This is a genomic window from Bacillus sp. FSL M8-0266, from assembly GCF_038613425.1.
GTDB lineage: Bacteria > Bacillota > Bacilli > Bacillales > Bacillaceae > Bacillus > Bacillus pumilus.
On sequence record NZ_CP152015.1, the window covers coordinates 105,605 to 120,922 of the forward strand.

At 41.9% G+C, this 15,318-nt stretch carries 16 protein-coding genes and 1 other annotated feature; all 16 genes read left to right on the top strand.

The features are described from left to right. Positions 1 to 2 precede the first annotated feature (2 nt). The 16 genes from MKY83_RS00580 to secE all read left to right on the top strand — a co-directional run bounded on the left by MKY83_RS00580 (position 3) and on the right by secE (position 15,268). On the top strand, positions 3 to 1,094 hold the full coding sequence (locus MKY83_RS00580) for a protein arginine kinase (RefSeq protein ID WP_065097645.1): 1,092 nt from the start codon (positions 3 to 5) through the stop codon (positions 1,092 to 1,094). Continuing rightward, positions 1,091 to 3,526 carry an ATP-dependent protease ATP-binding subunit ClpC gene (gene clpC, locus MKY83_RS00585; protein ID WP_034665649.1) on the top strand — a complete coding sequence of 812 codons (2,436 nt, stop codon included), beginning with the start codon at positions 1,091 to 1,093 and terminating at the stop codon, positions 3,524 to 3,526. The genes MKY83_RS00580 and clpC overlap by 4 nt, the downstream gene beginning before the upstream one ends. Before the next feature lie 93 nt (positions 3,527 to 3,619). Next, positions 3,620 to 4,999 (top strand): DNA repair protein RadA, encoded by a 1,380-nt coding sequence (gene radA, locus MKY83_RS00590; RefSeq protein ID WP_034620767.1) that lies wholly within the window; start codon positions 3,620 to 3,622, stop codon positions 4,997 to 4,999. Between the two features lie 2 nt (positions 5,000 to 5,001). After that, on the top strand, positions 5,002 to 6,081 hold the full coding sequence (gene disA, locus MKY83_RS00595; protein ID WP_065097644.1) for a DNA integrity scanning diadenylate cyclase DisA: 1,080 nt from the start codon (positions 5,002 to 5,004) through the stop codon (positions 6,079 to 6,081). 153 nt (positions 6,082 to 6,234) lie between these two features. After that, a complete protein-coding gene (locus MKY83_RS00600; RefSeq protein ID WP_003217214.1) occupies positions 6,235 to 7,335 on the top strand; it encodes a PIN/TRAM domain-containing protein in 1,101 nt (366 codons plus the stop codon). 13 nt (positions 7,336 to 7,348) lie between these two features. Beyond that, a complete protein-coding gene (gene ispD / locus MKY83_RS00605) occupies positions 7,349 to 8,038 on the top strand; it encodes a 2-C-methyl-D-erythritol 4-phosphate cytidylyltransferase (RefSeq protein ID WP_034665643.1) in 690 nt (229 codons plus the stop codon). 3 nt (positions 8,039 to 8,041) lie between these two features. Next, positions 8,042 to 8,518 carry a 2-C-methyl-D-erythritol 2,4-cyclodiphosphate synthase gene (gene ispF / locus MKY83_RS00610; protein WP_003216928.1) on the top strand — a complete coding sequence of 159 codons (477 nt, stop codon included), beginning with the start codon at positions 8,042 to 8,044 and terminating at the stop codon, positions 8,516 to 8,518. A gap of 94 nt (positions 8,519 to 8,612) precedes the next feature. Next, positions 8,613 to 10,064, top strand: coding sequence for a glutamate--tRNA ligase (gene gltX / locus MKY83_RS00615; protein ID WP_044139661.1), 1,452 nt, complete (start codon positions 8,613 to 8,615; stop codon positions 10,062 to 10,064). After that, positions 10,064 to 10,295, top strand: a binding site (T-box leader). It overlaps the preceding gene by 1 nt. An 81-nt stretch (positions 10,296 to 10,376) precedes the next feature. Next, the gene (gene cysE, locus MKY83_RS00620) at positions 10,377 to 11,030 is read left to right on the top strand and encodes a serine O-acetyltransferase (protein ID WP_012008691.1); all 654 of its coding nucleotides are present in this window, start codon (positions 10,377 to 10,379) and stop codon (positions 11,028 to 11,030) included. Continuing rightward, entirely contained in the window at positions 11,027 to 12,427 is a 1,401-nt protein-coding gene (gene cysS / locus MKY83_RS00625) for a cysteine--tRNA ligase (RefSeq protein ID WP_065097643.1), read from the top strand. Before cysE ends, cysS begins: the two co-directional genes overlap by 4 nt. Before the next feature lie 3 nt (positions 12,428 to 12,430). Then, a complete protein-coding gene (locus MKY83_RS00630; protein ID WP_003217007.1) occupies positions 12,431 to 12,862 on the top strand; it encodes a Mini-ribonuclease 3 in 432 nt (143 codons plus the stop codon). Further along, positions 12,846 to 13,595 (top strand): 23S rRNA (guanosine(2251)-2'-O)-methyltransferase RlmB, encoded by a 750-nt coding sequence (rlmB, locus tag MKY83_RS00635; RefSeq protein WP_003217141.1) that lies wholly within the window; start codon positions 12,846 to 12,848, stop codon positions 13,593 to 13,595. The genes MKY83_RS00630 and rlmB overlap by 17 nt, the downstream gene beginning before the upstream one ends. A gap of 2 nt (positions 13,596 to 13,597) precedes the next feature. Continuing rightward, the gene (gene rae1, locus MKY83_RS00640) at positions 13,598 to 14,110 is read left to right on the top strand and encodes a ribosome-dependent mRNA decay endonuclease Rae1/YacP (protein WP_044139659.1); all 513 of its coding nucleotides are present in this window, start codon (positions 13,598 to 13,600) and stop codon (positions 14,108 to 14,110) included. Positions 14,111 to 14,173: 63 nt separating this feature from the next. After that, a complete protein-coding gene (gene sigH, locus MKY83_RS00645; RefSeq protein WP_003217132.1) occupies positions 14,174 to 14,830 on the top strand; it encodes an RNA polymerase sporulation sigma factor SigH in 657 nt (218 codons plus the stop codon). A 76-nt stretch (positions 14,831 to 14,906) separates the two neighbouring features. Beyond that, positions 14,907 to 15,056, top strand: a complete 150-nt coding sequence (gene rpmG / locus MKY83_RS00650; RefSeq protein WP_012008694.1) for a 50S ribosomal protein L33 — start codon at positions 14,907 to 14,909, stop codon at positions 15,054 to 15,056. 35 nt (positions 15,057 to 15,091) lie between these two features. Beyond that, entirely contained in the window at positions 15,092 to 15,268 is a 177-nt protein-coding gene (secE, locus tag MKY83_RS00655) for a preprotein translocase subunit SecE (RefSeq protein WP_003216942.1), read from the top strand. Positions 15,269 to 15,318 lie beyond the last annotated feature (50 nt).

The following is a 15,318-nucleotide window of genomic DNA, read 5'->3' on the forward strand; positions in this document are numbered from 1 at the left end:
ACATGTCGCTCCAGCATTTTATTCAAGACGCTTTAAGTCAATGGATGAAACAAAAAGGACCAGAAAGTGACATTGTTCTAAGCAGTCGAATCAGGCTAGCACGAAACCTAGAGCATGTTCGTTTCCCAACTCAGTTTTCTCAGGAAGAGGCTGAAGCTGTTCTCAAGCAATTCGAGCAAAAGTTTGCTAGCCAGGAAGTGAAGGACATCGGAAACTTTGTTCTGATTCGAATGAATGAAACGCAGCCTTTAGCAAAGAGAGTACTTGTTGAAAAGCATTTGATCAGCCCAAACTTAGCAGAATCAAGATTTGGTGGTTGTTTGCTTTCTGAAAATGAAGAAATCAGTGTGATGCTGAATGAAGAAGACCATATTCGGATCCAATGCTTATTCCCAGGATTCCAACTAGCCAATGCACTGAAAGCGGCTAACCAGGTAGATGACTGGATTGAAGAGCAAGTGGATTATGCGTTTTCTGAAAAACGAGGATACTTAACAAGCTGTCCAACCAATGTAGGTACAGGTATTAGGGCTTCGGTCATGATGCATTTACCAGCTTTAGCCCTCACAAGACAAATGAACCGAATAATTCCGGCGATTAATCAATTAGGTCTTGTCGTCAGAGGAATTTATGGTGAAGGCAGCGAAGCAATAGGGAACATCTTTCAAATTTCAAATCAAATGACACTTGGTCAATCAGAAGAGGATATTGTAGATGATTTAAATAGTGTGACCGCTCAGCTCATTGAACAAGAGCGATCTGCAAGAAAAGCGTTATATCAAACATCTAAAATTGAACTTGAGGACAGAGTGTACCGTTCGTTAGGGATTTTGTCCAATTGTCGCATGATTGAATCAAAGGAAACAGCTAAGTGTTTGTCAGATGTGCGCCTTGGAATTGATTTAGGTATCATTAAGGGGCTTTCAAGTAATATACTGAATGAACTCATGATTTTGACACAGCCTGGCTTTCTTCAACAATATTCTGGAGGAGCTTTGGAGCCAAATGAACGAGATATAAAACGAGCAGCGATTATTAGAGAAAGGCTGCGTTTAGAAATGCATAGGAATGGACAGGAGGATGAAACGATATGATGTTTGGAAGATTCACTGAAAGAGCTCAAAAGGTATTAGCACTTGCACAAGAAGAAGCCATTCGCCTAGGCCATAAGAACATTGGTACTGAACACATTTTACTTGGTCTAGTACGTGAGGGTGAGGGCATCGCCGCAAAAGCGTTAGAAGCACTGGGCCTTGTTTCAGATAAAATCCAAAAAGAAGTCGAAAGCTTGATTGGAAGAGGGCAAGAGGTGTCTCAAGCTATTCCTCATTATACGCCTAGAGCGAAGAAGGTCACGGAGCTTTCAATGGATGAAGCAAGAAAGCTAGGTCATTCCTATGTAGGGACAGAACATATTCTATTAGGTCTTATTCGCGAGGGAGAGGGTGTAGCTGCCCGCGTTTTAAATAACCTCGGAGTGAGCTTAAATAAAGCACGTCAGCAAGTCCTGCAGCTGCTTGGCAGCAATGAAACAGGTGCATCTGCCGCTGGTTCTAATAGCAATGCAAATACACCAACATTAGATAGCTTGGCAAGAGATTTAACAGCTATTGCGAAAGAAGACAGCTTGGACCCAGTCATTGGACGAAGCAAAGAAATTCAGCGTGTCATTGAGGTACTAAGCAGAAGAACAAAAAATAACCCTGTGCTAATTGGTGAGCCTGGTGTTGGTAAAACAGCCATCGCTGAAGGTCTTGCACAGCAAATTATTCATAATGAAGTGCCTGAAATCCTGCGCGATAAACGAGTGATGACACTTGATATGGGAACCGTTGTAGCGGGTACGAAATATCGTGGTGAATTTGAGGATCGTTTGAAAAAAGTCATGGACGAAATTCGTCAGGCAGGAAATATCATTCTCTTCATTGATGAGCTTCATACACTGATTGGTGCTGGTGGAGCAGAGGGTGCGATTGACGCATCTAACATTCTCAAACCATCCTTAGCACGTGGAGAGCTTCAATGTATCGGGGCGACAACGTTAGATGAGTACCGTAAATATATTGAAAAGGATGCTGCGCTTGAACGACGTTTCCAGCCAATTCAAGTAGATCAGCCATCTGTTGATGAAAGTATTCAAATCTTAAGAGGTCTTAGAGATCGTTATGAGGCACATCACCGTGTGTCCATCACAGATGAAGCGATTGAGGCGGCGGTGAAGCTGTCTGACCGTTATATTTCTGATCGTTTCCTTCCAGATAAGGCGATTGATTTAATTGATGAGGCAGGTTCGAAAGTCCGTTTGCGTTCTTTCACAACACCGCCTAACCTAAAAGAACTAGAGCAAAAGCTAGATGAAGTACGCAAGGAAAAGGATGCGGCTGTTCAAAGTCAAGAATTTGAAAAAGCAGCTTCTCTTCGCGATACAGAGCAGCGTTTGCGTGAAAAAGTAGAAGTCACCAAGAAATCTTGGAAAGAAAAGCAAGGACAGGAGAATTCAGAGGTATCAGTTGATGATATCGCAATGGTTGTCTCTAGCTGGACGGGAGTGCCTGTTTCAAAAATTGCCCAAACAGAAACAGATAAGCTTCTGAATATGGAACAATTACTCCATTCTCGTGTAATCGGGCAGGATGAAGCGGTTGTCGCTGTAGCAAAAGCTGTGAGACGTGCGCGTGCTGGTCTAAAAGATCCAAAACGTCCAATCGGCTCATTTATCTTCTTAGGCCCAACAGGGGTTGGTAAAACGGAGCTTGCAAGAGCACTCGCAGAGTCTATTTTCGGTGATGAAGAAGCGATGATCCGTATCGATATGTCTGAATACATGGAGAAACACTCTACATCTAGACTTGTTGGGTCACCTCCAGGGTATGTTGGCTATGAAGAAGGCGGACAACTGACTGAAAAAGTGAGAAGAAAACCTTATTCTGTTGTGCTTTTAGACGAGATTGAAAAGGCGCATCCAGATGTATTCAACATCTTACTGCAAGTGTTAGAGGATGGTCGTCTGACTGATTCTAAAGGGCGTACCGTTGACTTTAGAAATACGATTTTGATCATGACATCCAACGTTGGAGCTAGTGAACTGAAGCGAAATAAATATGTTGGCTTTAACGTGCAGGATGAAGGTCAAAATTACAAAGATATGAAAGGCAAAGTGATGGGCGAGTTGAAACGTGCGTTTAGACCAGAATTCATCAACCGTATTGATGAAATCATTGTCTTCCATTCACTTGAAAAGAAACATTTAAAAGAGATCGTTTCTCTCATGTCTGATCAATTGACGAAACGATTAAAAGAACAAGACCTTTCAATTGAATTGACAGAAGCAGCAAAAGCGAAGATTGCCGACGAAGGTGTAGACCTTGAGTACGGTGCGCGTCCGTTAAGAAGAGCGATTCAAAAGCATGTGGAGGATCGACTTTCTGAGGAGCTTCTGAAGGGTAATATTGAAAAAGGTCAACATATCGTATTAGATGTGGAAGATGGAGAAATTGTCGTAAAAACGACGGCTGCTACGAACTAATATAGTAAGAAAAAAGTGTGAGGCATACCAGTCAGGTGTATGCCTCCCTTTACTTATTTTCTGACCAGTATAAGGAGTTGTATTCTTCAATCTATGGCTAAGACAAAATCAAAATTTATATGCCAATCGTGCGGTTATGAGTCAGCCAAATGGATGGGGAAATGTCCAGGCTGCGGCACGTGGAACAGTATGACAGAAGAGGTCGTTCGCAAAGAGCCGGCAAACCGTCGAAGTGCTTTTAATCATTCTGTTCAAACCATTCAAAAACCTTCACCTATATCTGCAATTGAAACATCTGATGAACCCCGAATCAAAACGAATTTAGAAGAATTTAACCGAGTATTAGGAAGTGGAATTGTCAAAGGCTCTCTTGTTCTCATTGGCGGAGATCCTGGGATTGGGAAGTCCACATTATTATTACAAGTATCAGCACAGCTCTCAGACAAAAATCAGAATGTATTATACATATCTGGTGAGGAGTCCATTAAACAAACGAAGCTAAGAGCGGACCGCCTTGGCATAAAAAGCACCTCTTTACATGTTTTGGCTGAAACCGATATGGAGTATATAACGTCTGCTATACAAGAGATGAAACCCGCTTTTGTCGTGGTGGATTCGATTCAAACCGTTTATCAAAGCGATATTACGTCAGCTCCTGGGTCTGTATCTCAAGTGAGAGAATGTACAGCACAGCTGATGAAGATTGCCAAGACAAATGGTATTCCAATATTTATCGTTGGTCACGTGACCAAAGAAGGCTCGATCGCAGGTCCACGCCTTTTAGAGCATATGGTGGACACGGTTCTTTATTTTGAAGGCGAGCGTCACCATACGTTTCGTATCTTGCGTGCAGTGAAAAACCGATTTGGTTCGACGAATGAACTAGGGATTTTTGAAATGAGAGAGGAAGGGCTCACGGAAGTATTAAACCCATCCGAAATTTTCTTAGAAGAACGTTCGGCAGGTGTATCTGGTTCGTGTGTTGTTGCCTCAATGGAAGGAACAAGACCTGTTCTTGTCGAGATACAAGCATTAATTTCACCGACAAGCTTCGGAAATCCGCGTAGAATGGCCACTGGTCTTGATCATAATCGAGTGTCACTACTCATGGCGGTTTTAGAAAAACGTGTTGGACTACTGCTGCAAAACCAGGATGCGTATTTAAAGGTCGCAGGCGGTGTGAAGCTTGACGAACCAGCAATTGACTTGGCCATTGCGGTCAGCATTGCATCGAGCTTTAAAGACGCAGCGCCGCATCAAGCGGATTGCTTTATTGGAGAGGTCGGTCTGACGGGAGAAGTCAGAAGAGTATCAAGAATTGAACAGCGTGTGCAGGAAGCTGCGAAACTAGGATTTAAGCGAATGTTTATTCCTCAGGCGAATATAGATGGATGGAAAAAGCCGAGAGGGATTGAGTTAGTCGGTGTAGAAAATGTAGCGGAGGCACTTCGAATTTCACTAGGGGGATCATAGAAATGGAAAAAGAGAAAAAAGGAGCGAAAGAACTCGATCTCTTAGATATCGTACAGTTTGTGGCACCAGGGACACCTCTTCGGGCTGGGATCGAAAATGTCCTGAGAGCCAATACTGGCGGGCTTATTGTTGTTGGTTATAACGACAAAGTAAAGAGTGTTGTCGATGGAGGATTTCACATTAATTCTGCCTTCTCTCCAGCACACTTATATGAATTGGCGAAAATGGATGGGGCCATTATTTTAAGCGATTCTGGTCAAAAGATCTTGTATGCGAATACACAGCTCATGCCAGATGCAACCATCCATTCATCGGAAACGGGCATGAGACACCGTACTGCTGAACGTGTAGCGAAGCAGACAGGTTGCTTAATCATTGCGATTTCTGAACGGAGGAATGTCATTACCTTATACCAAGGGAATCGTCGTTACACGCTGAAAGATATTGGTTTTATTTTAACGAAGGCCAACCAAGCCATACAAACACTTGAGAAATATAAAACCATTTTAGATCACGCCATTTCTGCGCTAAGCGCCCTAGAATTTGAAGAGCTTGTGACCTTTGGTGATGTATTATCCGTGCTGCATCGTTACGAGATGGTGCTTAGAATCAAAAATGAAATCAATATGTATATCAAAGAGCTCGGAACAGAAGGACATTTGATCCGTCTGCAAGTCAATGAATTGATTACAGATATGGAGCAGGAAGCGGCTTTATTTATTAAAGATTACGTGAAAGAAAAAATTAAAGATCCGTATGTTCTGCTTAAACAGCTCCAAGATATGTCTAGCTTTGAGCTTTTAGATGACTCCATTCTGTACAAGTTACTTGGCTATCCAGTTTCTACAAATATTGACGAATATGTGTACACAAGAGGCTATAGATTGCTTCACAAAATCCCTAGATTGCCTATGCCAATCGTCGAAAACGTGGTTGAAGCGTTCGGTGTGTTAGATCGAATTATGGAAGCGGATGTACAAGATTTGGATGAAGTAGAAGGAATTGGAGAAGTAAGAGCGAAAAAGATAAAAAAAGGATTAAAGAGGCTGCAAGAAAAACATTATATCGACCGACAGCTGTAAGAAGAGAAATTTTCTCTAAACACGGTTAAAAATGGATGAATATGGGTATATTAATGATGCTTTTGTTTTCTATTGATCATGATAGGAAACTTAAACATATATCAATGTCAGGTGAGGGTGGATTGACAGATGAAAAATAAAGGAGGTGAAGGTATGTTAAAAAGAATCGTTCAGGCGTTTTTTATCATTTTTGGTGCAGTTGTAGGGATTTTTATCATTCCAGAGTTATTTCTGCTGTTAAATGTAAAGGACATACCTTTTATAACAAATGCTTACTCTTCAGCACTAATAGGAGCCGCTGTGTTCTTTATCATCGGTAAATGGTGCACAGGCTATGTGGTTAATTGGGTGAAATGGATCGAGGATTCTCTATTAAAGGCGCCTCTTCCTGATCTTATTTCTGGAAGTTTCGGATTAGTATTTGGACTTATTCTAGCATATCTTATTGTAAACGTGATCCCGCTAAACAATATCCCATATCATATTTTTGGTACTATTATTCCGATTTTCCTGGCTTTCTTTTTAGGATACCTTGGATTTCAGGTAGGGTTTAAAAAGAAGGATGAAATGATGGGGCTGTTCTCGCGATCTGCAAAGGTCACCAAGAAAAAAGGAGCAGCCGATGATGAACCTGAAATAGAAGATAAAAAGCTGAAAATTTTAGACACAAGTGTTATCATTGATGGAAGAATCGCAGATATTTGTCAAACTGGATTCTTAGAAGGTGTCATGGTCATTCCTCAATTTGTGCTTGAGGAATTACAGCATATTGCAGACTCTTCTGATGTATTAAAGAGAAATAGAGGCCGAAGAGGTCTTGATATTTTAAATCGTATTCAAAAAGAATTAGATATCAAAGTTGAAATTTACGAAGGTGACTTTGAAGACATTCAAGAGGTTGATAGCAAGCTTGTGAAGCTCGCTAAATTAACTTCAGGTGTTGTTGTGACAAATGATTTTAATTTAAATAAAGTATGCGAACTTCAAAAAGTAGCAGTGTTAAACATCAATGATCTAGCCAATGCGGTGAAACCGGTTGTGCTGCCTGGGGAAGAAATGAAGGTACAGGTCATTAAAGATGGGAAAGAGCATAACCAAGGTGTTGCTTACTTAGATGACGGTACGATGATTGTGGTCGAAGAAGGACGCAATTACATTGGAAAAGACATCGATGTGCTCGTCACAAGTGTGCTGCAGACTGCTGCTGGAAGAATGATTTTTGCGAAGCCAAAACTTCTGGAGAAGGCGCTCTAAAGGGAGAACGAACATGTATTATGAAGTAGTTATTCCGGCTGCGGGGCAGGGGAAACGAATGAAGGCCGGCCGCAATAAGCTTTTTATTGAGCTGAAAAGAATGCCGGTCATTATTCATACACTAAAGGTATTTGACGCTCATTCGCAATGCAAACGCATGATCCTAGCGATCAATGAAGAGGAGCGTCAAGACTTTGAAAGGCTACTCAAGGTACACGCTTTTCAAACGCCTGTTTCACTTGTAACTGGCGGTGAAGAACGTCAGCAAAGTGTATACGAAGGATTAAAGGCTGTGAAAGATGCGGACATCGTGCTTGTTCATGATGGGGCAAGGCCTTTTATTAAGCATACACAGATTGACTTGCTCGTTAAAGCAGCGATTGAAAAAGGCTCCGCAGTTGTAGCGGTACCAGTGAAAGACACAATCAAACGCGTTCAAGAAGGCAAAGTGGAACAAACCATTGAACGTCAGAGCTTGTGGGCAGTCCAGACCCCACAAGCTTTTCGTCATTCTATTTTAAAAGAGGCGCATGAATATGCAGAGCGGACCGGTTTCCTTGGAACAGACGACGCCAGTCTTGTGGAACAATTACATGGTGAAAACGTGTATATTGTCCAAGGAGATTACACCAATATTAAGCTGACGACACCGGATGATTTATTGGTTGCCAAGGCAATTATGGATGCGGAAAGAGGGTACTAGATCATGTTGAGAATAGGACAAGGCTTTGATGTACATCAATTAACAGAGGGGAGACCTTTGATTATCGGCGGGGTCACCATCCCTTATGAAAAGGGGCTGCTTGGGCATTCAGACGCTGATGTACTGCTTCACACAGTGGCAGATGCCTGCCTAGGTGCGATTGCTGAAGGAGATATCGGCAGACATTTCCCAGACACAGATCCTGAGTTTAAGGATGCGGATTCTTTTAAATTACTGCAGCATGTGTGGGCACTAGTAAAGGAAAAAGGCTACACACTTGTGAATATTGATTGCACCATCATGGCGCAAAAGCCCAAAATGGCACCTTACATTCAACCAATGTGTGAGAAGATTGCTGAAGCGCTTGAGGCAGATGTCACACAGGTGAATGTGAAAGCAACAACGACAGAGAAACTCGGATTTACAGGAAGAGGCGAAGGAATTGCCTCTCAGGCAACGGTGCTTCTTCAGAAAAAGTAAAACTCATTTTGATGAGAATGAGATTTGATGATAAAATACGTTTATAAAAAATTGGTGTCAGACAACATGATGCAGATGAAAGGAAGTTAAACTCATGGGAAATGAAGTGCGTGTTCGTTATGCACCGAGTCCAACTGGTCATTTACATATTGGGAATGCTAGAACGGCTCTTTTCAACTATTTGTTCGCACGCAGTCAAGGCGGCAAATTTATTATTCGAATTGAAGATACAGATCAAAAGCGTAATGTAGAAGGCGGAGAAGAAAGCCAGCTTCGCCACCTGCAATGGCTCGGTATTGAGTGGGATGAGAGCATTGATAAAGATGGCGGCTACGGCCCTTACAGACAATCAGAGCGTAATGATATTTATAAAAAGTATTATGACGAGCTGCTAGAGAAGGACTTGGCGTATAAGTGCTATTGTACGGCTGAAGAGCTAGAGGAAGAGCGTGAAGCACAAATCGCCCGCAGTGAAATGCCTCGATATTCTGGTAAATGCAGTCATTTATCAAAAGAAGAAGAGGACAAGCTGATTGCTGAAGGAAGAGAGCCAAGCATCCGCTTCCGAGTGCCAAAAGGAGAAATCATCAAATTTGACGACATGGTCAAAGGCGATATTTCATTTGAGACAGACGGCATCGGTGACTTTGTCATTGTGAAGAAAGATGGTACGCCAACTTATAACTTCGCTGTAGCAGTGGATGATTATTTGATGAAAATGACTCACATTCTCCGCGGAGAGGATCACATTTCGAATACGCCTAAACAAATCATGATCTTCAATGCATTTGGCTGGGATGTTCCGCTATTCGGACATATGACGCTGATTGTGAACGAGAACCGCAAGAAATTAAGCAAGCGTGATGAATCCATTATTCAATTCATCGAGCAATATAAAAACTTGGGCTATTTACCAGAAGCCCTGTTCAACTTCATTGCACTACTTGGATGGTCTCCAGTGGGCGAAGAAGAACTGTTTACAAAAGAGCAATTCATCGACATTTTCGATGTAAACCGACTTTCTAAGTCACCAGCTCTATTCGATATGCATAAACTAAAATGGGTGAATAACCAATACGTGAAAGCACTTGATCTTGATCAAGTTGTTGCGTTAACACTTCCGCATCTTCAAAAGGCAGGCAAGGTAAGTGAGCAGCTATCAGATGAAGAAAACACGTGGGTGCGCAAGCTGATTGCTCTGTATCACGAACAATTAAGCTATGGAGCAGAAATTGTTGAGTTAACAGAGTTGTTCTTTAAGGAGCAAATTGAGTATAATCAAGAGGCAAAGGAAGTTCTAGCAGAGGAGCAAGTACCAGAAGTCATGGCATCTTTTGCTGGTCAGCTTGAACGACTTGAATCTTTCACACCTGATGAAATCAAGGCTGCTATTAAAGCGGTACAAAAAGAAACAGGGCATAAAGGCAAGAAACTATTCATGCCAATTCGTGTGGCTGTCACAGGACAAACGCATGGCCCAGAACTTCCGCAAAGTATTGAACTACTAGGTAAAGAAACGGTATTAAACCGCATTAAACAAATATAAAGAAATCGTTGCGAGGGAGAAGTACAATGTTTTCGTCCATCACAGAAAGAGTCTTCACTGGCTGAAAGAGACTTATGGGCAGATGTTGGAAATGCACCCTCAAGACCCTTGAGGAACACGAGTACGTTAGTATGCAAGGGCGGTACCCTCCGTTATGGGATTAAGTTGAGAAGGCTGCGAAATGAGGGCTTTCTAAACAGAGTGGAACCGCGTTTTCAAAACGTCTCTGTCATATGGCAGAGGCGTTTTTTATTTGTCCAAAAAAGAGAGCAAGTCCGAAGAGAGATTGATGGGGAAGAACGGGGGGAGCATGTGTTTTTCAAAATGCTGAAAGAAGATATTGATACTGTGTTTGATCAAGATCCTGCTGCTAGAAGCTATATTGAAGTAGTGCTAACCTATTCAGGGCTTCATGCGATTTGGGCTCATCGTATCGCGCATGCATTTTATAAGCGGAAGCTGTACTTTCTTGCGCGGATCATTTCTCAGGTCAGCCGGTTTTTCACAGGGGTGGAAATTCACCCTGCGGCAACCATTGGCAGGCGCTTCTTCATTGACCACGGCATGGGAGTGGTGATTGGGGAAACATGTGAAATTGGAGACAACGTCACTGTTTTCCAAGGCGTGACATTAGGGGGAACAGGAAAAGAAAAGGGAAAGCGGCACCCGACCATTTTAGACGATGCGCTCATTGCGACAGGTGCAAAGGTGCTTGGTTCCATTACAGTCGGAAAAGGAGCCAAGATTGGAGCGGGATCGGTCGTGTTAAAGGACGTACCCGACCATTCCACCGTTGTCGGTATACCTGGGCGAGTCGTCGTTCAAAATGGTAAGAAAATCAATCGTGATCTCAATCATCAAGATTTGCCAGATCCAATTTCCGATCGTTTCAAAGAATTGGAACGAGAAATGGAAAAGCTAAAAGGTGAGCTGGCTTCATTGAGCAGAAAGGAAGAACAATCATGACAATCAATATTTATAATACATTGACACGTAAGAAGGAAGAATTTGTCCCGCTTGAGCCAGGAAAGGTCAAAATGTATGTGTGCGGACCAACCGTTTATAACTACATTCATATCGGGAATGCAAGGCCTGCTATTGTTTATGACACTGTACGTAAGTATTTAGAATACAGCGGCTATGATGTGAACTTTGTCTCAAACTTTACAGATGTGGATGATAAACTCATCAAAGCAGCCAATGAACTCGGGGAAGATGTCCCGACGATTGCTGACCGTTTTATTCAAGCCTACTTTGAAGACGTCAGTGCACTAGGCTGCAAAAAAGCTGACCTTCACCCGCGAGTGACGGAAAATATGGATGATATCATTGCATTTATTGCGACATTGATTGAAAAAGGCTACGCATATGAAGCAGATGGTGACGTGTATTACAGCACACGCTCATTTGAAGGCTACGGAAAGCTTTCTCACCAGTCGATTGATGAACTGAAGACAGGTGCCCGTATTCGTGTAGGTGAGAAGAAACGAGATGCGCTGGACTTTGCTTTATGGAAGGCTGCAAAGGACCAAGAAATCTCATGGGATAGCCCGTGGGGCGAAGGACGCCCAGGCTGGCACATCGAATGCTCGGCCATGGTTAAAAAATATTTAGGTGATACGATCGATATCCATGCAGGCGGACAGGATTTAACCTTCCCTCACCATGAAAATGAAATCGCTCAATCTGAGGCTTTGACAGGGAAACCTTTTGCAAAGTATTGGATGCATAACGGATATATTAATATTGAGAATGAAAAAATGTCAAAATCACTTGGCAACTTTGTGCTCGTGCACGACATTGTGAAAGAACAAGATCCTGATGTACTTCGATTCTTTATGTTGTCGGTTCACTACCGACATCCAATTAACTATTCAATGGACTTACTAGAGAGCACAAAGAGTGCGTTTAACCGACTCAAAACGTCGTATGCTAATTTACATCATCGCCTTGAAAGCAGCACGAATATGACAGAAGACAATGCTGAATGGCTGGCGAAGGTGGAAGAGCAGCGAGCGACATTTATTTCTGAAATGAATGATGACTTCAATACGGCAAATGCGATCTCTGTTTTATTCGAACTTGCGAAACAGGCGAATTATTATATGGAAAATGATCATACTTCGGAGGAAGTGATCAAGGCATTTATCGGCTTGTTCCAAGAAATCACGTCTGTTCTTGGCTTCTCATTAGAAGAAAAGCATACGCTTGACGAAGAAGTAGAAGCGTTAATTGAAAAACGCAATGAGGCTAGAAGAAATCGTGATTTTGCGCTATCTGATCAAATTCGTGACCAGTTAAAGAGCATGAATATTGTATTGGAGGACACTCCTCAAGGTACTCGCTGGAAAAGAGGAGAATAGGTCATGTTGAATTTTGAAAAGCTGAAAGACGGTAAACAGTTGAATGGACTTGCGCTTGCTTATATGGGTGATGCCATTTTTGAAGTCTACGTGAGGCATCACCTCCTCCAAACGGGGGCGACAAAACCAAATGAGTTGCACAAACGAGCAAGCAAAATTGTTTCAGCTAAATCTCAGGCAGCTATTTTATTTACGCTTCAGCAGCAAGGCTTTTTCACTGAAGCAGAAGAAGCGGTGCTGAAAAGAGGAAGAAATGCAAAATCAGGCACAGTGCCTAAAAACACAGACGTGCAAACGTATCGTTATAGCACGGCGTTTGAAGCGCTCATGGGTTATTTATTTATTGAAAAGCAGGACGAACGCTTAGAAGAGCTGATTAGTCAGGCGATTGAAATCGGAACGTCAGGGAGGAAGACAAATGAGTCAGCAACATGATTATGTGATTGGGAAAAATGCAGTGATTGAAACACTGAAGTCAGATCGGGAGTTATACAAGCTCTGGATGGCAGAAAACACTGTAAAAGGACAAGCCCAGCAGGTCATTGAACTCGCAAAAAAACAAAATATCACCATTCAGTATGTTCCGAGGAAAAAGCTTGATCAAATGGTCACAGGTCAGCACCAGGGAATCGTTGCACAAGTAGCAGCATATGAATATGCAGAATTGGACGATCTATATCAAATCGCTGAACAGCGGAATGAACAGCCATTTTTTCTTATCTTAGATGAAATTGAAGACCCGCATAATTTAGGTTCCATTATGCGTACAGCAGATGCTGTAGGTGCACACGGGATTGTGATTCCGAAAAGGAGAGCGGTCGGCTTAACGACAACCGTTGCCAAAGCATCCACTGGGGCAATTGAACATATTCCTGTTGCCAAAGTCACCAATCTTTCAAGAGCTCTTGATGAGATGAAAGAAAGAGGAATCTGGGTCGCAGGAACAGATGCGTCTGCCAAACAGGATTATAGACAATTTGATGGCACGATGCCACTTGCTCTCGTGATTGGCAGTGAAGGAAAAGGGATTGGCCGATTGATCAAAGAAAAGTGTGATTTTCTGATTAAGCTGCCTATGGCCGGAAAGGTCACTTCGTTAAACGCATCAGTTGCCGCTAGTCTATTGATGTATGAAGTGTATCGAAAACGTTATCCGTTAGGAGAATAGAGATGGACATCCTCTTAGTCGATGGATACAACATGATAGGTGCTTGGCCACGGCTGCAGCACTTAAAGGAAAACAGCTTTGAAGAAGCCAGAGACATACTGATTCAACATTTAGCAGAATATCAAGCATACACAGGGTATCGAGTCATTGTCGTATTCGATGCCCATATGGTCAAAGGAATCGAAAAAAAGCGGATCAATCACCGAGTAGAGGTCATCTTTACAAGAGAGAATGAAACAGCTGATGAGCGGATTGAAAAGCTTGCCCAGGATTTGAATAATATTCGGACGCAGATTCATGTGGCGACCTCAGACTTTACAGAACAATGGGCAATCTTTGGACAAGGAGCTCTTCGAAAGTCGGCTCGAGAGCTTTTAAGAGAGATTGAAGTGATCGAACGAAAGATTGAAACGAGAGTCAAAAAGATTACTTCTGATAAACCAGCATCTAAGATTGAATTGTCAGAAGATGTATTGAAAACGTTTGAAAAATGGCGGCGTGGGAATCTAGAATAGCTTGACGATATTTCAACCATTAATGTATAATATTTCTATCTAGGTGCGGTCGGGGGGATCGAAGTGAATCTAAACAACAGCAAGGATAAATCCATCAGAGAGCAATTTTGCCAGTTGGAAGATGAACAAGTCATTGAAAGGGTTCATGTCGGAGATAGTGATGCGCTAGATTACTTAATAACAAAATACCGCAATTTTGTACGTGCAAAAGCAAGATCTTATTTCTTGATTGGAGCGGATCGAGAGGACATTGTCCAAGAGGGGATGATCGGACTTTATAAGTCTATCCGCGATTTCAGAGAGGACAAGCTTACTTCATTTAAGGCTTTTGCAGAATTATGTATTACCCGCCAAATTATCACCGCAATTAAAACAGCTACTCGCCAAAAACATATCCCGTTAAATTCCTATGTATCATTAGATAAGCCAATATATGATGAAGAATCAGACAGAACATTGTTGGACGTCATTTCCGGTGCTAAAGCGCTTAACCCAGAAGATTTAATCATTAGCAAAGAAGAATTTGATGATATCGAAATGAAGATGGGTGAACTACTAAGCGAGCTGGAAAGAAAGGTTCTTGTGCTTTACCTTGATGGCAGATCCTATCAAGAGATTTCTGAAGATTTAAACCGTCATGTGAAATCAATTGATAACGCACTCCAAAGAGTAAAGAGAAAATTAGAGAAATATTTAGAGCTTCGCGAGATTAGTCTCTAATCAAACCTATATTGACAGCTTTTTCGACACTGTGATAAGGTACTAAGGAAATGATGTCGAGAAAATAGGTGTAAATATGAGGAAAAAGATCACTCTAGCCTGTAAAGACTGCGGAAGCCGCAATTATACGACAATGAAAAGTGATGCTTCAGCAGCTGAAAGATTAGAAGTTAAGAAATATTGCAAGACTTGTAATTCACATAAAACACATTTAGAAACGAAGTAAGATTTGCGTTCTTTAATCTGTGGAGGTCTTTTACAATGCGTATTATCAGTTTCTTAAAAAGTGTCGGGAAAGAAATGAAGAAGGTCAGCTGGCCAAAGAAAAACGAAATGATTCGTTACACAATCACTGTTATTTTAACAGTCGTATTCTTTGCAATCTTTTTCTCTTTTCTTGATATAGGAATCTCACAATTAATCGAATTAATTCATTAATACTTGAATAATGGTCTGCTGAACGTGCTATAATAGATCATAATATGACT